The 21,757-nt window shown below is 40.0% G+C and carries 24 protein-coding genes and 1 riboswitch; of the genes, 1 reads left to right on the plus strand and 23 read right to left on the minus strand.

Translation table 11 applies throughout. The features are described 5' to 3' along the window. Window positions 1–15: 15 nt before the first annotated feature. From recD2 to CLOS_RS13450, 21 genes are all read right to left on the minus strand, one after another. The gene (gene recD2, locus CLOS_RS13355) at window positions 16–2,238 is read right to left on the minus strand and encodes an SF1B family DNA helicase RecD2 (protein ID WP_041719386.1); all 2,223 of its coding nucleotides are present in this window, start codon (window positions 2,236–2,238) and stop codon (window positions 16–18) included. 61 nt (window positions 2,239–2,299) lie between these two features. After that, complete coding sequence (locus CLOS_RS15700) at window positions 2,300–2,464, minus strand: YvrJ family protein (protein ID WP_012160365.1); 165 nt, start codon at window positions 2,462–2,464, stop codon at window positions 2,300–2,302. Between the two features lie 180 nt (window positions 2,465–2,644). After that, entirely contained in the window at window positions 2,645–2,860 is a 216-nt protein-coding gene (locus tag CLOS_RS13360; RefSeq protein ID WP_012160366.1) for a DUF2922 domain-containing protein, read from the minus strand. A 40-nt stretch (window positions 2,861–2,900) separates the two neighbouring features. Further along, complete coding sequence (locus CLOS_RS13365; protein WP_012160367.1) at window positions 2,901–3,122, minus strand: DUF1659 domain-containing protein; 222 nt, start codon at window positions 3,120–3,122, stop codon at window positions 2,901–2,903. Window positions 3,123–3,173: 51 nt separating this feature from the next. Next, a complete protein-coding gene (locus tag CLOS_RS15360; RefSeq protein WP_012160368.1) occupies window positions 3,174–3,746 on the minus strand; it encodes a sigma-70 family RNA polymerase sigma factor in 573 nt (190 codons plus the stop codon). 165 nt (window positions 3,747–3,911) lie between these two features. Beyond that, the gene (gene metK / locus CLOS_RS13375; protein ID WP_012160369.1) at window positions 3,912–5,099 is read right to left on the minus strand and encodes a methionine adenosyltransferase; all 1,188 of its coding nucleotides are present in this window, start codon (window positions 5,097–5,099) and stop codon (window positions 3,912–3,914) included. Window positions 5,100–5,357: 258 nt separating this feature from the next. Next, window positions 5,358–5,465, minus strand: a riboswitch (SAM riboswitch). 88 nt (window positions 5,466–5,553) lie between these two features. Next, window positions 5,554–6,021 carry a COG2426 family protein gene (locus CLOS_RS13380; protein ID WP_012160370.1) on the minus strand — a complete coding sequence of 156 codons (468 nt, stop codon included), beginning with the start codon at window positions 6,019–6,021 and terminating at the stop codon, window positions 5,554–5,556. Window positions 6,022–6,177: 156 nt separating this feature from the next. Continuing rightward, window positions 6,178–6,726, minus strand: a complete 549-nt coding sequence (locus CLOS_RS15365) for a GerMN domain-containing protein (RefSeq protein ID WP_012160371.1) — start codon at window positions 6,724–6,726, stop codon at window positions 6,178–6,180. A gap of 148 nt (window positions 6,727–6,874) precedes the next feature. Continuing rightward, complete coding sequence (locus CLOS_RS16375; RefSeq protein WP_012160372.1) at window positions 6,875–7,306, minus strand: DUF1292 domain-containing protein; 432 nt, start codon at window positions 7,304–7,306, stop codon at window positions 6,875–6,877. 63 nt (window positions 7,307–7,369) lie between these two features. Then, window positions 7,370–8,884 (minus strand): putative bifunctional diguanylate cyclase/phosphodiesterase, encoded by a 1,515-nt coding sequence (locus tag CLOS_RS13395; RefSeq protein ID WP_012160373.1) that lies wholly within the window; start codon window positions 8,882–8,884, stop codon window positions 7,370–7,372. 73 nt (window positions 8,885–8,957) lie between these two features. Next, window positions 8,958–9,392, minus strand: coding sequence for a 3-hydroxyacyl-ACP dehydratase FabZ (gene fabZ, locus CLOS_RS13400; protein ID WP_012160374.1), 435 nt, complete (start codon window positions 9,390–9,392; stop codon window positions 8,958–8,960). A gap of 333 nt (window positions 9,393–9,725) precedes the next feature. Further along, a complete protein-coding gene (locus CLOS_RS13405; protein WP_012160375.1) occupies window positions 9,726–10,772 on the minus strand; it encodes an ABC transporter substrate-binding protein in 1,047 nt (348 codons plus the stop codon). Between the two features lie 2 nt (window positions 10,773–10,774). Further along, window positions 10,775–11,557 (minus strand): ABC transporter permease, encoded by a 783-nt coding sequence (locus tag CLOS_RS13410; protein WP_012160376.1) that lies wholly within the window; start codon window positions 11,555–11,557, stop codon window positions 10,775–10,777. Beyond that, a complete protein-coding gene (locus tag CLOS_RS13415; protein ID WP_012160377.1) occupies window positions 11,551–12,369 on the minus strand; it encodes an ABC transporter permease in 819 nt (272 codons plus the stop codon). Before CLOS_RS13415 ends, CLOS_RS13410 begins: the two co-directional genes overlap by 7 nt. A gap of 1 nt (window position 12,370) precedes the next feature. Then, a complete protein-coding gene (gene potA / locus CLOS_RS13420) occupies window positions 12,371–13,414 on the minus strand; it encodes a spermidine/putrescine ABC transporter ATP-binding protein (protein WP_012160378.1) in 1,044 nt (347 codons plus the stop codon). 246 nt (window positions 13,415–13,660) lie between these two features. Next, complete coding sequence (locus tag CLOS_RS13425; RefSeq protein WP_012160379.1) at window positions 13,661–14,170, minus strand: spore coat protein; 510 nt, start codon at window positions 14,168–14,170, stop codon at window positions 13,661–13,663. A gap of 66 nt (window positions 14,171–14,236) precedes the next feature. Continuing rightward, entirely contained in the window at window positions 14,237–14,914 is a 678-nt protein-coding gene (locus CLOS_RS13430) for an MgtC/SapB family protein (protein ID WP_012160380.1), read from the minus strand. Window positions 14,915–15,091: 177 nt separating this feature from the next. Next, window positions 15,092–16,468, minus strand: a complete 1,377-nt coding sequence (locus CLOS_RS13435) for a GntP family permease (protein ID WP_012160381.1) — start codon at window positions 16,466–16,468, stop codon at window positions 15,092–15,094. A gap of 35 nt (window positions 16,469–16,503) precedes the next feature. Then, complete coding sequence (gene pdxA, locus CLOS_RS13440; RefSeq protein WP_012160382.1) at window positions 16,504–17,502, minus strand: 4-hydroxythreonine-4-phosphate dehydrogenase PdxA; 999 nt, start codon at window positions 17,500–17,502, stop codon at window positions 16,504–16,506. A gap of 39 nt (window positions 17,503–17,541) precedes the next feature. Next, on the minus strand, window positions 17,542–18,864 hold the full coding sequence (locus tag CLOS_RS13445) for a four-carbon acid sugar kinase family protein (RefSeq protein ID WP_012160383.1): 1,323 nt from the start codon (window positions 18,862–18,864) through the stop codon (window positions 17,542–17,544). 19 nt (window positions 18,865–18,883) lie between these two features. Continuing rightward, window positions 18,884–19,645 carry a DeoR/GlpR family DNA-binding transcription regulator gene (locus CLOS_RS13450; protein WP_012160384.1) on the minus strand — a complete coding sequence of 254 codons (762 nt, stop codon included), beginning with the start codon at window positions 19,643–19,645 and terminating at the stop codon, window positions 18,884–18,886. Between the two features lie 255 nt (window positions 19,646–19,900). Here CLOS_RS13450 and CLOS_RS13455 point away from each other — a divergent pair, with 255 nt between their 5' ends. Further along, a complete protein-coding gene (locus CLOS_RS13455; protein WP_012160385.1) occupies window positions 19,901–20,497 on the plus strand; it encodes a LysM peptidoglycan-binding domain-containing protein in 597 nt (198 codons plus the stop codon). An 81-nt stretch (window positions 20,498–20,578) separates the two neighbouring features. Here the strand turns inward: CLOS_RS13455 and CLOS_RS13460 are convergent, their stop codons facing one another. Then, the gene (locus CLOS_RS13460) at window positions 20,579–20,941 is read right to left on the minus strand and encodes a rod-binding protein (protein ID WP_012160386.1); all 363 of its coding nucleotides are present in this window, start codon (window positions 20,939–20,941) and stop codon (window positions 20,579–20,581) included. Window positions 20,942–20,959: 18 nt separating this feature from the next. Further along, the gene (gene flgG, locus CLOS_RS13465) at window positions 20,960–21,754 is read right to left on the minus strand and encodes a flagellar basal-body rod protein FlgG (RefSeq protein WP_012160387.1); all 795 of its coding nucleotides are present in this window, start codon (window positions 21,752–21,754) and stop codon (window positions 20,960–20,962) included. Between the last annotated feature and the right edge of the window lie 3 nt (window positions 21,755–21,757).

Below are 21,757 nucleotides of genomic sequence, written 5' to 3' on the forward strand. Positions count from 1 at the left end.
GCTTCAGTCTCTGGGTTAGGTCATAAAGTTATAAAACTTTTTTAATCTTATTCCAAGACCAGAATATCGCTCCACGATCTTATTGTTACTCACCATGAGGTTTAAATAGTTTTCTGTCCCTACGAGAACGACTAAGGACCTTGCTCTGGTTATTGCTGTATATAAAAGGTTCCGAGTTAAGAGCATTGGCGGTCCCCATGTGACAGGCATCACCACCACTGGGAATTCACTTCCCTGGCTTTTGTGTATGGTAATGGCGTATGCAAGCTCCAGCTCATCTAATTGGGTATAGGTATACACCACACTGCGGTTATCATCGAAGAAAACTGTCAGTTCTTGGGCTTCTGGGTTAATATGCTGTATATATCCCATATCTCCATTGAATACACCTTCGCCCTGTCGCTCCTCTGTGTCCGGATCTAGACTTGCCCATTTTAATGTATAGTTATTTTTAATCTGCATTACTTTATCCCCCACACGGAAGACTTTCTCGCGCAGTTCTTTCTCTCTCTTATATTTATCGGGTGGATTTAAATAATTTTGTAGCTCTTTGTTAAGATTGATACTGCCTACCTCGCCTTTTTTCATGGGGGTTAACACCTGAATATCTTTGATTGGATCGAATTTATAATGCTTCGGTAGTCTTTCCTTCACCAATCCTATGATCGTATTGAGGATATCCTCCGACCGACTTCTGGACATAAAATAGAAGTCCTTGTCCTTATGGTTCAATATGGGATACTCCCCTTTGTTTATTTTATGGGCATTGACTACAATCATACTTTCTTCTGCCTGCCGAAAAATTTCATTGAGGCGTACAACCTTGATAATTTTACTATCGATAATATCCCGCAGTACATTGCCTGCACCGACGGACGGTAGCTGATCCACGTCGCCAACAAATATCAATCTCGTACCAACGGATATAGCTTTTAAAAGGCTGTTCATCAGCATAATATCCACCATGGACACCTCATCGATGATGATGATATCTGCTGGTAGTGGATTTTCTTCATTTCTTTGAAATAGCATACCGTCATCATCATCACTGTAGCCCATTTCCAATAATCGATGGATAGTCTTTGCTTCCTTTCCAGTGGCCTCCGTCATACGCTTGGAAGCTCTTCCTGTTGGTGCTGCCAATAATATTTTCTTTTTCAGCTTTCCAAAGACCTTGATTAGGGTATTGATAATTGTCGTTTTACCAGTTCCTGGTCCTCCTGTGATTACAATAATACCGTTTTCTATAGACTGCCGAATGGCCTCTTTTTGATTTGTGGCAAGGGCAATCCCGTCTTCTTTTTCTATACTTTCTATTTCATAATCCACGTCGATCTCCAGTGGCTCTAATTCTACTTGAGAAAGCTCTATCAGCTTATTGCAGGTATTGGTTTCTGCATAGAAATATGGCATGGAATACACGATGATTTCTTCATCCTGCCTTTCTAGCTGTATTTTTTGCTTCAATGCCAGCTCCTGTATACCTTCCACCACTTCACTTTCTTCTACAGATAAAAGCTCCCTGGTTCGATCTATGAGTATGTCGCCAGGCGCATAAGTGTGCCCTTCCCCATGGAAGGTCCCCAGCATATATTTAATTCCAGAATGGATTCGATATTTTGAATTTAGAGAGATTCCCATAGCTCGTGCAATTTGATCCGCTTTTTTAAAGCCAATGCCGCTGATTTCATCGGCTAAGCGGTAGGGATTTTCCTGTATATAGGCTATGGTCATCTCTTTGTATTTTTTATAGATTCGAACTGCATAGCTTGGGGTAATTCCGTATTGGGAGAAAAAAAGGATAATCTCTCGGAGCTCTCTTTGTTCTTCAAATGCCTCTGCTATGGTTTCTGCCTTAGACTCACCAATCCCTGATACCTCCGTCAGTCTTTGAGGAGCATACTGGATAATTTCTAGAGCATCTGTGCCGAAATGGTCGATGATCCGCTCCGCCATTTTCTTTCCGATCCCTTTAATAACGCCGGAGGATAAATAGTTTAAGATCCCTTCTCTGGTTGAAGGCTGGACATGACGATATTCTTTAACATCCAGCTGTCTACCGTAGACAGGATGGACAATCCAGTTTCCCTTTGCTGCAATGACCTCCCCTTCCTTTAGAGCCGGTAAGCAGCCTACAATGGTCACTTCTTCCTCTTCACAATCCAATATGCCTACTAAATATCCATTTCCTTCGTTCTGAAATATGATTTCTACCAATCTGCCTTCTATTTCTACCACGATGCTTCCTCCCAACGACTTCACAATCTATTTTCCCCAAAATCAATCTTATTTTATTATATCACATTCCCTTCGGTGTTTTAACCGATAATAGGTCAATGGATTTTGCTAAGGCATGAATGCTCATCGTCAAGTTCTCTACCTTGCCTTCCAGACGGACTAAAAGATAGATTGAAATGACAATGGGAAAGCCTAAATTTGCTACCTGACCAAATATCTCGTTCATTTTTTCACCTCCTTTATGACCTAACCCAATTTATACGACTAGAAGGAGCAATAAATTGATGGTAGGTCAAACGCAACGAATGCCAATTTTATCGACCAGAGGGAGAATAAAATTGTGCAATGAGACTGCGGCAAATGCCGAACCCAATTTAAAAGCCAAGGTTTCCCTCGGCTTTTATGGCTATGCGAATGCCAGCTTCTCTTCCTGTGTGGTAATCACCTTAGCACCTCCTGCTTCTACAAGACCCTTGCCGCTGGGGGCAAACACATCCTTGCTGATGATATGCTCCATAACCACCTTTACCTCCGCTGGCGTAAGATTCTCCCTAGCATTGGCAATGGTAATCTTTGCAGCCTTACCATCTTCCTTGATAAAGTTCAGCTCTAATACTCTCATTGTTTCACCTCCTCTGGGCTACTGTCAATAGCCCCAAAATTTACGCTACGATCTCCTTCTCATCTGTTCTGATCACTGCCTTTAATGGCTTTTCTTGAAGTCCAGCCATGTCTACAGCTACTGCATACAGATCCTCGTCCGTTACTTGGTTTCTAATATTGCTGTAGCTTTTAGTAGAAAGCTTTTCTTTACCTTCTCCATCTACGCCCTCTACGAAACGAAGTCGAACTCTTGAGCTTTGATTCATAATGTTCACTGGCATCTTTTCACCTCCTCTCCCTTACACCTATTACATGTTTTAGGAAAAGAAAAGTTAGCCCAGTTTTTCTAAATATTTTTTTAATTTTTCTAAAGAGTGTGCTTTTAGCTTTACAGCGGTAATATAATGAACTCCCGCTTCCTCTGCAATTTCTTTCAGCTTACGGCCATTAAAATAGTATGCCTCTATCAGTTGATGCTCCTGTTCCTTTAGTCTACCCATGGCTTCCCTTAAAGCAATCCAGCTTTCTGCCTTCAAATAATCGCCCTCAATGTCTACACTTTCATCTACTATAAAGTCTAATAGCGTGGTATCTTGTTCTTCTCCTACAGGTTCATCCAAAGAAATTAAGCTTTTTTCTTTCCGCCTCTTGTTTTGGTAATGATGCTTCAGCCTTACAGTAACGAACCCTAGAAATGGAACGCCCTTGCTTCGGTCAAAGTCCTGTAGGGCTTCTAAAACCTGCCATGCCCCCTCTTGATATAGCTCCTCATCCCATCCAACTTGACCGCCATATTTTCTGCTATAGGACACAATCAGCGGCTTTAGCTGATGAATCAACCATTCCTTTGCACTGTGGTCTCCCTCTAAAGCCAATGCTACCTTTTCATCAAATTCAATGTACAATACGATCCTTCCCTTAGGAAGAGGCCCCTTCGTGTATTACCGGTTGACCTGATTGTACAAGGAAAATAAAAAAAAGAACAAAACGGAGTTCTGCTCTTTTCAGTATCAAAACAAAAGAAATGGAGACATATCCATTGTAGATAGATCTCCATTTCTTTTATTCTCCTATAGTCCTGCTTCTTTTCTTAATAGTTCTGCTTTGTCTGTTCTTTCCCAAGTAAGATCTAGATCTGCTCTTCCAAAATGTCCGTATGCTGCAACATTTCTATAGCCAGGGTTTCTTAGTCCTAAATCTCGAATAATGGCTGCTGGTCTTAGATCGAAATGCTTTCCAATCAGCTCAGCGATGTCTGCTTCTGCTATTTTGCCTGTTCCAAATGTTTCAACCAATATAGAAATCGGTCTTGAAACACCAATCGCATAGGCAAGCTCTATTTCACATTTGTCTGCAAGGCCTGCCGCTACAATGTTTTTAGCAACGTATCGAGCAGCGTATGCAGCGGAACGGTCTACCTTTGTCGCATCCTTTCCAGAGAATGCACCGCCACCGTGACGCGCATATCCTCCGTAAGTATCTACAATAATTTTTCTTCCTGTTAAACCAGCATCTCCTTGAGGTCCGCCGATAACGAAACGTCCAGTTGGGTTGATAAAGTATCTGGTATTTTCATCTAAAAGCTCTGCTGGAACTATTTTTTGAACTACGTGTTCAATCATATCTTTTTCGATGGTTGCTGCGTCTACTTCTGGTCCATGCTGTGTAGAAATAACAATCGTATCGACTCTAACAGGCTTGTCCCCGTCGTATTCAACTGTAACCTGAGTTTTTCCATCCGGTCTTAAGTAACCGATGGTACCATCTTTTCTAACATCGGATAATCTTTTAGCTAGTTTGTGAGCTAAAGAGATTGGCAGTGGCATTAGCTCCGGTGTTTCGTTGCAAGCAAAACCAAACATAATTCCTTGATCCCCTGCTCCAATGGCTTCTAGCTCGTCTCTGTGCTCTCCTTTTTTACTTTCAAGAGCTTCGTCAACGCCTAGTGCAATATCTGCAGATTGCTCATTGATTGCTGTTAATACGGCACAGGTATCTGAGTCGAAACCGTATTTTGCTCTTGTATATCCAATTTCTTCGATTGTTTTTCTAACAATTTTAGGAATATCTACGTAACACTTTGTTGTAATCTCTCCTGCCACTAACACAAGACCTGTGGAAACACTGGTTTCACACGCAACCCTAGCAGCTGGATCCTTTTCTAATATGGCATCTAAGATGGCGTCTGAAATCTGATCGCACATTTTATCTGGATGTCCCTCTGTTACTGATTCTGAAGTAAATAATTTTTTAAACATTCAAAACCCTCCTTCGTTTTTCTACACTTTATTTTTTCCATTTTACAATGATGATAATCTTTCTGATACCTTAATGATTGAATCTACGAATTTATTTTACAGTCTCATGACACAATTTCATTCTCCTTTCAGTGAATAAAATTGGCATTCCCACTGTTGATCTACCATCAATTTACGACTTTCCTTGGTCGCATAAATTAGGTTAGATCATAAAAAAAGACCTCATTCCGCAGAAAGAGGTCGTATTATTCGCGTATCTCCTCATCTTTCAGAATAAATATTCTGTAGGATTTAGCACCAAACGTGTATTCACACTATGGTTGCCGGGTTTCATAGGGCCTATCCCTCCACCGCTCTTGATAAGGCATCAAGATTTTTATTTAATTGTGACTAGAATAATAGTACCATTGAGTTTACTATATGTCAACATTTTTTTTACAAAGAAGAAGATTTTTTATACGTTGACTACAATGTGACTCAGAACAAACATGATCATCCCTGCAATGGCATTGCCGAGGGCAATAGCGGGAAATGCGTGCTTTATTCGTATATTAAACAGGATTGCGGCCAAACTTCCAGACCACACACCTGTGCCCGGCAGTGGAATCGCTACAAAAACAATCAGTCCAATGACACTGTATTTCTTTATGGTATCGGTTTTTCTCAACGTATCTTTTACAATTTTATCCACCATGCCCCTGAAGTTTTTTGTTTTTCTCAGCTTTATAAAAATTGGCTTTAACAAAAATAGCAGGAAGGGTACTGGCAAAAGACTTCCTATAATCCCTAAAAAGGTTGCATGGATGGGACTCATCCCCATGGATACCCCAATGGGGATGGCTCCCCTAAGCTCTACTAATGGCAATGCCGCAATAAACAGTACCATTAACTCCTTTGTAATAATATCCAATATTTGTTCCATTCAATCACCCCATATCTATACCATTATATATGAATCCGCCTCAAATTATAATCGTATTTGCGTAATTTTTATCCACCTATATAAAGAACCTAAGAGCATTCTCTTAGGTTCTTTATATAAGATATAATTTTCGGGGGAAAATATGCCTTATATGATTTATCTTCTGATGGGTTTATCTATTTCTATATGCCCCATTAAGGTTTCTCTAATCTCTCCATCTACTAAAAACTGTACCGCTTCTACATCTTCAAGCTCTGTGAGCGAGTACACGATTTGGTTCAATAGGAGCATTTCCTCCATAGAACCTCCATTGAGATTCTCTGAGGATATATTTACGTAAACAGTATCTCCTTTTGTTTCGATGCCGAGAACCTTAAGCTTGCTCACTAACGTTCTAAATTTATCGCTTTCAGGATCTTTCTTTAATTCTTCTAAAACAACTTCTGCCACTGGCTTTTCATCTAGCTCTATTTCCCTCTCCACAACAACGACTTCATCTAAGTCTTCATTTCCAGTTACGATATATTCTTCATTTGCAAAATACAATTTAATGACTGTTTTCTCTGTTCCCTCTGGTGCTGGCTCAATAACTTCATCATCCTTACCTGGATTTCCTCCAGGTTGCTTGGCTTTACATCCAAATAAAGCAACCGCCATTACGCCTATAATTAAAAATATACCTATTTTTTTTATTTTCATGTTCATTTTTTCATCTCCTAGCTTGATATATTGTTGGTCCTGTTGCTTTTATTATAATATAAATCCTTTAAGCTAATATTAAAAATATATTACATTTTTCTTATATATTTCCTGTGGGTTCGGTTATAAAAAAAGAAGGGTCGCCCCTTCTTCATTATTCCTCTTCTTCGTCTTCCTCATCAAACTCTAAAAGCTCTAAGAATGCTTGAGATACTTTTTCGAAGGCTTCGTCTGTCTCAATATTCGTCAATTGTATTCCTTCTTCGTCCTCTTTAAATTCATAAAGCAGTACGTTTTCTTCTCCAACTGGTAATAAGGCTATATATTCCTTACCGTCTAATTCGAATATTTCTAAAACAGCAGCACTAACTTCGCTACCGTCCTCTAAAGCAAGCTGAATCATTTGATAGTCTTCTCCATGGTCGTGATCGTGGCATCCGCATCCATCATGATCATGGTGGTGATGACCGCCACCGCAACATTCGTGGTGATCCTGTTCATGCCCATGTCCGCCACAACATTCGTGGTCGTCATGGTCGTGGCCGTGGCCCCCGCAACATTCGTGTTCGTGATTATGATCTGTCATATTATATTCTCCTTTGTCCTCTATTTTTTATCCTCTTATATTATATACCACATTTTCCTCATCCTATGCTGCTAATTTAAACATTTTTTCTATTTGTCCTGCTGGCAAGGGAGAACTGAATAGATATCCCTGTATGATATCACAGCCTGCGTTCTTCAAATAATCCAGTTGTTCATTTGTCTCTACGCCTTCCGCTACAACTTCCATATTCAAGTTCTTTCCTAAGACAATGATGGTTTTCGTTATAGTAGATTCATCTTCCCCAATATCCTGCACAAAGGAAGAATCGATTTTCAGCACATTGATTTTAAACTTACTTAAATAGCCTAAGGATGAAAATCCTGTGCCGAAGTCATCCAAAGCGATTTTTACACCGATTTTCTGAAGTCTGTTTAGAACATTAATGGTCAGCGTTGCATCATTAATGGCAACACTTTCTGTAATCTCAAGGTGGAGCCATTTCGGATTTAATGTGGTTTCCTTCAGTATCGTTACAACCTTGTCCACAAATAAAGGTTCATTAAATTGAATCGTTGAAATATTAACTGAAACTGGTATGGGCTTATAGCCTTCCTTTTGCCAAGTGGCATTTTGTGCACAAGCCGTTTTTAGTACCCAATCGCCGATGGGAATAATGAGACCCGTCTCTTCTGCCACTGGAATGAACTCTGCAGGAGATACTCTCCCTAATGTAGGATTTTGCCATCGAAGTAATGCCTCTAATCCTACAATCTCATTGGTTTCACTATCGATTTGAGGCTGGTAATACAGCTCAAATTCTTTTTTCTCTAAGGCTTTATGTAAGTTGTTAATTAACTCTAACTTTCGGTTCATTTTAATATTCATACTATCATCATATACCAAATGCTTACTTTTGCTGCTTTCCTTCGCAGCCTGAACAGCAATATGGGCGTTTTGAAGCAATAGATTCAGATTGGAACCTCCCCAAGGATATCCAGCAATTCCAACGCTCACAGTTAAATGGATTTCTTTTTCACTGAATACAAAGGACATGGCCATGGCTTTAATAATGGTTTCCGATAGCTTTTGGATCTTCTCCATGGAGTCTTCTTTTTGAATCAGTAGAACAAACTCATCTCCTCGAATATGAAACAGCTCGCCCTCTTTGTTAATGGTTTTTTTCAGCCGTTCAGCAATTCTTACTAGTATTTGATCGCCAATTTCGTAGCCTAGGGTATCATTAACCATTTTAAAGCCATCAACGTCGATACATAAGATGTTGAAATTCTCCTTAGGGGATCTCCCTAGCATCTCCTCAAACCTTTTCTCTAAGGATATTTTATTGGGCAGATTGGTTAATGTGTTTTTTTGATTTAATTCTTCTAAATAGCTGATCGGTATTCTATTGCTGTCCATAGAGTGTTCTTCCTTGGCATTCAATATCTTCGTTGATATGACGCCCCACAGAATACCACCTGAATATATGATGGCATTTAAATAATCGGTGCGAACTACATAGTCTAATTTTATGATGAGTTGAATGATCAGATGATTGGCGGTGATACCTAAGCCTACCATAGCTATAAAAAATAATACTTTCTTGCGAAGATGCTCCATCCTTGTCTCTCCATCCTATAGTATTGTCTAGCTAAACTGCTGTGATTTCTTGGAAATATGACTTTTTCTCATCCTATGCCTTATCGATCAAAGCAAAGGTAAGACTTGCAGAGCAAGCTAATTGTCCATCTACGTATGCTTTTCCTTCTGCCTTTCCAATTCCTCTTCTAAAAGCTGTCATTTCAATCTCTATATGAAGTGCATCCCCTGGTACAACCTGTTTTCTAAATTTGCAATTGTCTATCCCTGTAAATACCCCTAGCTTTCCCTCATTTTCTTCAGACCCCATACAGATCACCGCTGCTACCTGGGCCATGGCCTCTACAATTAGAACTCCTGGCATAATCGGTTGGTCTGGGAAATGTCCTTGAAAAAAGGGTTCATTAATCGTTACATTCTTAATACCCACTGCACGTTTTCCAACTTCCATATCAATGATCTTGTCCACCAATAAAAAAGGATATCTATGAGGAATAATCTTTTGTATTTCTATACTATTTAGATTCATATTATTCCATCCCTTCTAATACTATTTTAAATTATTTTTCTAGGATATACAATCCTACAATTGTCATTTTTGTATTACAGTAAGTTACATCATTCTACAGCCAATAATTTATATTGTTCCATTTTACATTTTATACTAATTTATGGCTTTGTCAATTATTCTTTTTGAATTTAGTCATATTTTACTACGTTAGGAAATAGTCACTCTCTTTTTATAGAAAATGTATAAATACTTATTGCACTGCATCGTCATACAAAAATAAGCCTCCTAATTTTTAACGCTTAGGAGACTTATTTTGAATGCTATACAAATAGCATATTTTCAGCTGAAATCTTAATGTGCTTTGATCTCTGTCCAAATACGGTCGTATTCCTTTAAGAAATCACTTGGATCTAGGAATACCTCACAGTTGTCAACAATATCATCGGAAGGATACGCAACGGGATTATTTAAAAGCTCTTCATCTAATAGCTCCATTGTTCCTGTGTTTGGTGTAGAATATTCGATATACTCTACATTCTTTAAGCTGATTTCTGGTCGAGTCATAAAGTTAATAAATTTCTCTGCCAGCTCCTTATTTTTAGCGGACTTTGGAATTACCATATTATCAAACCATAAATTACTGCCTTCCTTTGGAACTACGTATGCTAGTTTTTCATTTTGTCCCATCATCAGCATCGCATCTCCGGACCAAGCGATGGCAATTGCAGCCTCTCCACCGATCATCATATCCTTTACTTCATCGACTACGTAAGCCATCACCAAAGGCTTTTGCCGAATCAGCTCTTGCTTTGCAAGCTCTAATTCCTTGCTGTCTCGAGAGTTTACAGAAAATCCAAGCTTCTTTAAAGTGATACCAATGGAATCTCTTTGGCTGTCCATCATTAGAATCTGTCCAGCATATTTCTCATCCCATAGAAGCTCCCAACTATCTACAGGCTCCTTTACTACTGTTGTATCATACAATAACCCTACAGTTCCCCACATATAAGGTACGGAATATTCATTGCTGGGATCAAAATCTAGGTTTTGGAATCGAGCGTCAATATACTTGTAGTTATCGACCTTGCTCATATCGATCTTATGAAGCATATCTTCTTTGATCATACGTTCAATCATATAATCGGATGGGAATGCTACATCATAGCTTGCACCACCGGACTTCAGCTTTACGTACATATCTTCATTTGTAGAAAAGGTATCATAGATTACCCTTACATCGAATTCCTTCTCAAATTCTTTGATTACAGATTCGTCTATATAATCTGCCCAATTGTATACGGTTAATGTCTCCTTGGCGCTAGAAGAGCAACCTGCTAAGAATAGAGACACCACCAAGGACACTACTAAAACACTCATGAATTTAAAGCCTTTTTTCAATTTTATCTTCCTCCTTTATCTTCAACAATGGTTCTTTTATTTATGATCAATAGTAAAATTAATACGCCTAAAAACATTAACGTGGAAAGGGCATTGATCTTGGGATTAATCCCTCTTCTCGCCATAGAATAAACTGCTATGGATAGGTTGGAAACACCTTCTCCCGTTGTGAAGAAGCTTACAACGAAGTCGTCAATGGAAAGCGTAAATGCCATTAAAGCACCTGTAAAAATCCCTGGCATAATCTCCGGTAAAATCACCTTTCGAAAGGCATAGAAAGGTGTTGCTCCTAAGTCCATAGCAGCCTCTGCTAAGTGCTTGTTCAATTGCTTTAGCTTCGGTAGGACGGCTAGTACCACATAGGGGATACAAAAAGTAACGTGTGCTAACAGCATGGACACAAATCCCAATTCTAATCGAATGAAGATGAATAGGGTCATCAAGGATACGCCCGTTACGATATCCGGATTTAAAACCGGTAAATAGTTTAAATTTAAAATTGCTTTCTTCCCTAAAAAGCTCATGTTGTAAATGCCCACGGCTGCAATGGTTCCTATAATGGTAGAAATAACAGCAGCCAATAAAGCAATTACAATGGTATAGTAGAATGCACTTTTTATGGCAGAATCATAGAAGAGTTCTTTATACCACCGCAGGGTAAATCCACCCCACCGTCCTCTCGACTTTGATTCGTTGAAAGAAAATGCAATCAGCGTGAATATCGGTGCATAGAGGAATAGAAATATCAACGTAGTATAGAATTTTTTCATAAACTTTACTACCATAGTCCACCCTCCTCTTTATTATCGTATTTAGAGGTTGCTGCCATGGATATTAAAATAAATAACATCATAATAATGGAGATGGCAGATCCAAAGTTCCAGTCATAAACATAGGTAAACTGCTGCTCCACTAGGTTACCGATCAACATATACTGTCCGCCACCTAACAGCCTTGGGATAACGAAGGTTGTCAGCGCTGGCATGAAAACCATAGTGATTCCAGAGATTACCCCCGGTATACTCATTGGAAATATAATTTTTTTAAAAACAATGACTTCATTTGCGCCTAGGTCCCGAGCTGCCTCTAATAGCGTATTGTCTATTTTACTTAAAACAGAATATATTGGCAGAATCATAAATGGCAGAAAGTTGTACACCATTCCCAGAATTACTGCACCATTGTTATACAGAAGATCCAAAGCAGGAAGTCTTAAGGCCTGCAACAGACTATTGATGACACCGTTTTTTCCAAGGAGGGTCATCCAAGCATAGGTTCTCAATAAGAAATTCATCCACATCGGTAGTACAAATAAAAGCAGCATTAAATTTCTCTTTGAAAGATCTGTCTTAGCAATAATCATTGCCATTGGATATCCTAATATCAAACAACAAATGGTGGATACCAGTGCCAGATTTACAGAACGCAGCAGTACCTTGCCATAAACCGGGTCCATAAATCGTCGATAGTTCTCCAAAGTAAAACCTCCATCTTTGGAGGTCAAGCTGAAATACAGCACTAGAAGAAGGGGCACCACAATAAAAATTAATAACCATACAACGTAAGGGTAAGCCATGGCTCTTTGTTTTAGCTTCATATTACCTACTCCTTTTCATAATGTGGATTAAATCAGGGGCGATATTCATCCCTACATTGCTGCCGATGGGCGCCATGATGGTACTGTGTATCTTCCACTGTCTCTCATTTTCCTCCACAATCATTTCATAATGAACGCCTTTAAATGTTGTAGAAATCACTCTACCCTTTAACATTCCATTCTCTGGCATAGTTATTTCAATATCTTCCGGTCTTACAACAACATCGACTTCTGGACTGCTTTCAAAAGCCTTATCCACACAGTCAAAGGTCTGATTTGCAAACTGAACCAAATAGTCCTTTAGCATGGTACCTTGTACAATATTACTTTCGCCTATGAAATTGGCGATGAAAGCCGTTTTGGGCTCGTTATAGATATCTTCTGGCGTACCGATCTGCTGAATCTTGCCACTGTTCATAACAGCAATGGTATCGGACATTGTCAGGGCTTCTTCTTGGTCATGGGTAACGTATACGAAGGTAATTCCTACCCTTTGCTGCATTTTCTTCAGTTCGATTTGCATTTCTTTTCTAAGCTTTAGGTCCAGTGCCCCCAAGGGCTCGTCTAACAAAAGTACGGATGGCTCATTTACCAAGGCCCTCGCTATGGCGATTCTTTGCTGCTGACCACCACTTAAGGAGTCAATACTTCTTTTTCCGTATCCTTTTAAACCTACAAGCTGTAACATTTCATCTACTTTTATGTGAATGTCTTTTTCCGACATTTTTTTTATTCTAAGGCCAAAAGCGATATTTTCAAATATACTCATATTAGGAAATAGCGCATACTTTTGAAAAACCGTATTGATCTGTCTCTTATAAGGCGGCAAATCATTAATTTTCTTTCCTTCAAAGAATATTTCACCTTCTGTGGGGTACTCAAAGCCACCAATAATTCTTAACGTAGTAGTTTTACCACATCCACTTGGTCCCAGTAGTGTCAAGAATTCATTTTTTCTAATATAAAGATCTATATTGTCTAAGACCAATGTGTCGCTGTCATAAACCTTCGTGATGTTTTTTAAATCAATAATGTGCTGGCTCACCACCATACCCCCTTTATTCCTTTTAATAAACTTTTTGTTTATCATTAGTAAACTTTATTGCTAGAAATAAGTATAATGAAAATTACCATGGTATGTCAATGGGTTTTATCAATTTTTAAAAAAATATTATGATTCCTTTTACTGGTGTATTTGCAAAGGTTCATTTCTCAACATTGTACGAAATAGGGACGGTTCTCGTTGTCGCATCAAAATGCGACAGTGAGAACCGTCCCCATACCCATCAGCTTATTGTGGTGTATACATTCCTTGGTTGTACATATAGTTGAATATTTCTTCGCCGTGCTGTTGTTCTTCTTTTTGAATATGATTCAATGTATCTCTTAAGTTACAATCTACACATTCAAAGATGGTGATATCGTATGTGCCTGAAACGTATTTCTCTGTCATAAGTAAATCGTCACAAAGCTCTTTATCCTTTTGATTGTAGGAAGCAGGTGTACCTCCACTTTGCATCATCTTCATTCCTTGATTGCTTTGGCTACCAGATTGTTGGTTTCCTTGCCCTTGGCTCTGACTTTGCTGTCCACTGTTCATCTGTGGCACTTGGCCCCCTAGGATTTGGTTGATTGTGTTTAAATGCTGCTGTTCATGCTGTCCAATTTTCTGAAATATCTGCTTGAGCTGTGGGTCCTGCGCCTTATTTGCTGCTTCCGTATACTTCTTTACGCATAGTTCTTCGTGACTTTTTTGGTCCTGTAAAAGCATTCTCTCTTTTTGTGTTAATTTTATGTTCATATGAACACCTCCCATTAAGTAGTTTGCTTAATAGAAGATTTTTTATTCCATATTATTTAAAAATTTTTAATTGATCCATCCCGATTTCTCAACGCCCTTTACACTGCATATATCCTCCAATAACATTGTATTGGGATAGCTATGTGGAACCTTTAGTGCGAAATGGATCTCTACGGTTTTGCTGTCCGGTTCATCACTATCTCGGATAAACCGAATGTCTCGAATATCCATACTATGATTTCCTAGAATGCATCCAATTTCTCCTACAAGACCCGGTCTTTCACTACAGCTTACCGCCATCACTTTATATTTTGTTCGCATAATACTTTTTTCTACGCTACCCAGCTTCATTAAGGTAAATAATATAATTGCCACCGTAATCAGCGCACCGAAATAGTAGCCACTACCAATGGCTAAGCCAATTCCACCGCAGGCCCAAAGACTTGCCGCAGTCGTTAGCCCCGTTATATTGTTACCATTTCGCATAATCGTACCAGCCCCTAGGAAACCAATACCACTTACAACTTGGGAAGCAATCCTACCAGGGTCTCCAGTTCGGCCACTGGCTATGATATCACGAAAACCATCGATGGATATCATCATGATCAGGGCAGAACCGATGGTAACCAAAACGTGGGTCCTCAGTCCCGCTGGTCTATTGTTGGCTTCCCTCTCCATTCCGATTAACCCGCCCAATAATGCCGAAAGCAACAATCGAATCACGATTTGAGAATTACTGATCATTTATTTTGCTCCTTTCCACTTATTCGTATCTCTATTATATGCAATCTGAAAAAAACCGTTCTTGAATCCTATCTTAATAATTAAACATTATATCATTGGCAAGTTTTCAGAGCAACATGAAAAAGCCTAGATTCATCCATCTAGGCTTTTTTCATATCCTCTCTATCCGTTTATATTCTACCCAAATATGGCATTCAAAATCAATAGTGTGACTAAACCAACCGCCCAGGCAATGGTCGAAGTCACAGACCACACCTTCATCTGCTCTTTTGCGTCCTTAATCCCTAGCATCCGGTTCACTACCCAGAAGTAGCTATCATTGAAGTAAGAGAACACAAGTGAACCAACGCAAGCTGCCAATGCTGCAAATACAGGATTTACATCCAGTGTCGCAATAATAGGTGCAGTGATGGATGCTGCTGTAATCATGGCAACGGTACCACTTCCTTGTATCAATCGAACTAAGGAAGCGATGATAAATGGAAGCAATATGGCCGGTATGCTGGTTTGAGCGATTAGTTGAGCGATATAGTTCCCTGCGCCACTATTTCTTAGAACCGTTCCCAGGGCACCGCCACCACCGGTAACTAATATGATAATTCCTGCGGATCTGATTCCTTGCTCCATTTTTTCAATGGTTTCTTCCTTACTAAGCTTTGATGTTAAGCCATAAATAGAGATCAGAAGACCGATACCGACAGCAATTACGGGTGTACCTAAGAAGGTAATCGTGTTCACTGCACTGCCTTCCAGCTTCATGGCTGTAGAAATGGTATTTAAAAGAATCAAAATGACCGGCACAATAATTGGAGCAAAGGCCATAAATATTGAAGGGAGTTCTCTACCATCGTTTTCCCCAATAAATCCAGCACCAGAGCCTTCAACTCTCGTTCTTGTCCACCCTTCACCATCTTCACTAGGAATTTGATAGATTCTATCCCCAATCCATTTACCGTATAGGATTGCTGCAATGGCCATCGGGATAGCGATGACTGTACCCCAAAGGATGATGCTGCCCACGTTTACACCAAAGATACCGGCAACGCCTACAGGTCCTGGTGTTGGCGGTACAAGGGAGTGTGTGATTACAAGCCCAACAGCTAATGAGACTCCTAAGGATACTACGGATTTCTTTGTCTTTCTTGAAATCGCTTTCACCAAGGGAGATAGGATAACGAAGCCAGAGTCACAGAAGATCGGAATGGAGACAATAAATCCTGTGATGCCTAAGGCCCATTCTTCCCGGTCCTTTCCTAAGATCTTAATAAAGGTTTGAGCCATTCTTTCCGCTGCGCCGGATGCCTCGAAAAGCTCTCCCATCATTACACCAAATCCGATAATGATCCCAATGCTTCCTAAGGTGCTTCCAAAGCCACTGGAAATAGCACTTAAAACATCATTGGAAGGCATTCCACCAATTAGTCCAGTTGTTGCCGCCGCAATAATTAGGGCTGGGAAAGCGTGAATCTTCGTCTTAATGATGAGAACGATCAGCAATGTAATACCGATTACTAAACCCAATATCATTTGTCCACCAGATACGGTTACGTCCATATGTGTATCCTCCTTTTTAATTGTAAACTCAATTCTTATTTATTAAAATTTGGCGCATATTTCGCTGCCAGCAAAATAGCTTCGATCATGCTCACTGCACTTGCTTTCCCTGTTCCTGCAATATTAAAGGCAGTTCCATGGTCTACAGAGGTTCTTAAAAACGGCATATTGTTTGTAATAGAAATCGTTCTCTCAAAATCTACCATCTTGGTGGCGATATGACCTTGGTCGTGGTATAAAGATAGAACGGCATCGTAGCTTCCCTTCAGTCCAAAATAGAACACGGAATCTGCTGGCACTGGTCCCAACACATCAATCCCTAGTTTCTGTGCTTTTTCAATAGCCGGCACAATTTCATCTACTTCTTCTCTACCGAATAGTCCATGCTCTCCACTGTGAGGGTTCAGCCCCGCAACGGCTATTTTAGGATTTTGGATTCCTAATCGTTCTAAAGCTGCAACGGATCTTTGGATATAGTCCAAAACCCTTTCTGTCGTTACCATCTCACACGCTTTCTTTAAAGAAACATGTCTTGAAAGGAAGAAAACTCTTAGGTCGAACACTTCAAACATGGTTAATGGGTCGTGGGTATCTGTTAAATCTGCCAATATCTCTGTATGTCCAATATAATCTACATTTCCTGCCTTTAATGCCTCTTTGTTGATGGGTGTTGTAGCGATGGCATCTACCTTTTTAGCCAGAGCTAAATCGATGACCTTTTTAATATATTCAAAGGCTGCGATTCCTGCCATGCCCTGCACTTCACCGATCTTTAACTGATCTACGTTCACATTGTTCAGGTCCATTAGATTCAGTATGCCTACCTCATATCGTCCATCTTCCACATTCTCTATTACGTTAATTTCTAAAGTCGTGTTGGTAAACTTCATGGCCTGTTCTAGGGTATCTTTATCACCGACCACCACAACCTTTGCCACCTCGTTTACCTTCTCATCAGCTAAGGACTTCACTACAATTTCTGGGCCGATTCCTGCTGGATCGCCCATAGGTACACCAATATACGGTCTTGTCATTTTCCATTCTCCTTTCAGATGGGTTCTTTTTTTCAAATACTACTCTACATTTAAATGGTATTCGTTTGAAATTTTAGTCAGTAGATACTCTACACTTTTCACAAGGGCTGTGGAATCTCCCACCAAGCCACCCTTTGTAATAATCGGAATATTGTTATATTCCCCATTGATAATTCTGCCATAGGCCGCAAGAGGCAAAACTTCATCTTTTACTGCGATGCCCGAGGATTTAAACGCTTTACATACAGCAACGGTTACATCACCGCCGCTGGTGTATAACCCTCCTATAAAGGATTCCCTTCGCTCCATAACCTTTTTTGTGATTCGAGCCAAGCCATCGGAGATTCTCTCAGAGGCCTCTTCCTCTGTAATTCCTAAAATATCTGCGTGGTCCTTTAGATTTAAAACTTCCTCTTCTTTCTCTGTAGTGACGACACCAACAATTTCATGATTTTTTATATTGTTCATAAGCCTTTCCACAACCCTGTTGATCTCTGTTTCCAATGTCTCTGGATAAATTAGATTCTTTGCATTGACAGCAACCAACAGCGGATCGAATCTTAGCTTTAGTTCATCAATCTGCTTTCGCGTCACATTGGTAACGCTTCCAATGACTAGCATTACCCTTTGACCCGGAATCTTGTTGGGTTCTTCAATCAATTCCTTTGCCAGAGCAGCGGTAAATGGTCCTGGATCTACAGCGATGACATTAAGTTTTGTGTCTTTTACTGCCTTTGCAATGAGCGCAATCTCTTCGTTGGTGGTGGCATCGATGACGATAACCCTATGCCCTTTACCTCGCTCCTCCAGAATGGCTTCCTTTACCAGCTCTGAAGATTTCAGCGTCTTCGACAGTGGAATGAAGCCTACGGAGTATTTTGTTTGTTTCTGAATCATCTTTGGCACAAAGGTGTGATGAATGGGTGTCTTTGGGTCCTTCGATACATCGGTTTTCTCCAGAGGCACAGAGTTGACTAAAAGATATCCACCTACCATAATTCTCTCGGAAGCAGGAAACACTGGTACAACCACGGCTACATAATCCTCTGGTAGTCCATCTAATACAGCATCCATTTCTGCACCTAAATTCCCTCGAAGGGTACTATCGATTCTTTTAGAAAAAAGTTGAACTTCCTGATCTTTAAAAAATCCAACGACCTTATGGACTCTATCATAGGCCTCTTCACTAGGCAGTCCCCTACTATCTGTGGTCGTCGATAGGACATCAAAGTCCTGTTTACTATTTTTAAAGTCTTCATTTAGCTGTAGAAAAGTTGCGGCCCTAAATCCCTGTCTCGCCAAAAGTACGCCCGTTGCATTTGCTCCTGTTAAATCATCCGCTATGATGACCAGTTTCAGCATGTAATCCCTCCTAACATTTTTAAACCAATTCTAGCTCAATATCTAAATTTCGAATGCCTTGTTCAATTTCTTTGTCGATACGATTTCCCGTTATGATTAAATCAAAACGAGTCAAAGGACAAATATTTACAAATGCAACTTTTCCAAATTTTAGGCTATCGGCTACTAGTATGGTTTTCTTCGCCGATTTCGTCAGTTGCTTTTTTAACTGTGCCTTCTCTGCCGTTGGCGTTGTTACTCCCTTTTCTATGTCTACACTGCTGGCTCCTACAAAAGCAATGTCTGCATTGATGCTTTTAAAGAGTTCAATCGCATGGTCTCCTAAGCAAGCTACCGTATCTCTTTGAACGATTCCCCCCGAACAATACACCCCGATGCCCTCATATTTAGAAAGAAAAGCAGCGATCATCAGGTCATTGGTAACTACCTTTAAGTTCTTAATTCCGACGATTCCTTTTGCGATTTCCATACTGGTGGTACCAGCATCTAGAATAATTACATTCCCTTCCTCTACTAAGGAGCTGGCATACATACCAATTTTTCTTTTTTCCTCCATGTTCTGCTCTGCTTTTTTGCTATAGGGAGTTTCTTCAGCTAACAAGTCATGGCTGACTGCGCCGCCATGAGTTCTGGTGATGAGCTTGTGCTGCTGCAAAACCTGCAAGTCTCTTCTTATGGTCATCTCCGATACATTTAACACTTTTGCTAAGTCTTCGATAACCACTCGACCGTCTCTGTTTAGAACTTCGATGATATAATTTCTTCTTTCAGCTTGAAGCACGCCATTCTCTCCTCACTACAATGTTATATTGTGATATATTTTGTGTTTGTTAATGTTGTTTTATGTTTCTTTGTGTTTATTATATCTTTTGTTTTTATTTTTTTCAACCTCTATTTGATCACTTGTCTGAAAATTTAAAAATTAACAAAGTATGAAATTATAATTTTATTAGAACCAATTCTTATAATTGAAATATACTGTAGTATACTATATTTCTATAGTATAGTCAGACACTTTTAAAGGAGGAGATTCACTATGTTTCATACACAACAAGCATGCCCTGCTGGAACTACTGCATATGTAATCAGAGCTGGAGACACATTTTTCAGTCTCGCTAGAAGATATAATACAACGGTTGAAGCCATTATGAGAGCCAATCCTGGTGTAGATCCAAATAGATTGTTCATCGGCCAAATCATTTGTATCCCAACAACTACACCGCCACCAACCAATCCGTGCCCGATACTATCTATGGGTAGTAGTGGCCCAGATGTGACAAGATTACAGCACCTTCTAATGAGCGCTGGATATAACCCAGGTCCCATCGATGGTATCTTCGGTTCTATGACACACTCAGCAGTAATGGCTTTCCAAAGAGATTCCCACATTGCAGTAGACGGCATCGTCGGCCCTCGAACTTGGACTGCACTGGGCGTCAATTGTGGCACTACACCGACACCGCCACCAAGCACTTGTCCTGCTGGAACACGACCTTATACAATTGCTGCTGGTGACACTTATTTTACCCTTGCAAGAAGATTCAATACTACAGTAGATGCCATTATGAGAGCGAACCCAGGCGTTAATCCAGACAATTTAAGAATCGGTCAAATTATCTGTATGCCTTCATAGAAGGCACAAAAAGCTACCCAATCAAGACAGCTCTTAATTGGGTAGCTTTTTTATCTTATAAATACGTTATGTTTTTTTCCTCTACAAATCTACAGATTCTACTGCTGCACTCTCTTCTTCTCCATCGGACTCCGATAAAGCAGGTTTTAGCGTATTTCTACTGAGCTGCTTATACAGCTCTCTCGCTAAACCTACACCTTGTCCTTCCGCCATTTCTTTTGAAAGTTCCTCGTCGTGAAGCTCTTCCATCAGCTGGCGAGCATAGCTCTTCTCCGTTAAGCCTTCTGCATTTAAGCTACTTCTCGATTGCTTCAATATGGTATTGATAAAGATACTTTCAAATTCTCTACAAACCTCCATTAACTTCTTTTGGTCCCCTGTAGATTTAATATTTGCTGTTTTATCAATTTGGCTCAATGGATTGATTGGATTTAAATTTACCAAAGGATCACCCCTCTACTACTATCTTCTTAGATTATTGGCAATCCCTAACATTTCATCAGAGGTTTGAATTGCCTTAGAGTTAATTTCGTAGGCTCTTTGGGCTGTAATTAAACGTACCATTTCATCTACGATTTGTACATTGGAAGTCTCTAAGTAATTTTGTACAATATCACTGGTTCTTGCTTCCTCTTCCATAAACACAGCTTCTCCGGAAGCCACCGTCTCTTTATATAAATTCTTCCCTACTGCCAGCAAGCCTTCTGGATTGATGAAGTTGGCTAGGGCAATGGTGGCAATTTCTTCGATCTCTCCATCTTCTGTCTCAGCAGTGATCAGTCCATTGGCATTGACAGTAATCTCCTTCATTGTACCATCAAAATAGATGGCATCTTCAAACTCCGAAACGACGGTGTATCCGTCGGAGGTTACCAGTCGCATCTCGTCCCCCTCTACACTGAGCTTAAAGTTCCCATCTCTGGTGTAGAAGCGATCGCCACTGGGTGCTTCAATGACAAAGAACCCTTCGCCATTGATGGCCATATCGAATGGATTATCGGTTCTCTCTAAATTCCCCGTGGTAAATAGCCTCGTGGTCGCCACAGGCATTACGCCATGACCAACTTGCAAATTTACTGGACTTCCTTCTCCATCTACCAAGTTGGTGGTTCTCATATTTGCATATAGTAAGTCTTTAAATTCCACTTTTTGTTTCTTGTATCCTGTTGTATTGACGTTGGCTAAGTTATTGGATATGGTATCCATATTCAATTGCTGTGCCTTCATACCGGAAGCGGCTGTCCATAGCGCTCTCATTTA

Source organism: Alkaliphilus oremlandii OhILAs (assembly GCF_000018325.1).
In the GTDB taxonomy this organism is placed as follows: Bacteria; Bacillota; Clostridia; order Peptostreptococcales; family Natronincolaceae; genus Alkaliphilus_B; species Alkaliphilus_B oremlandii.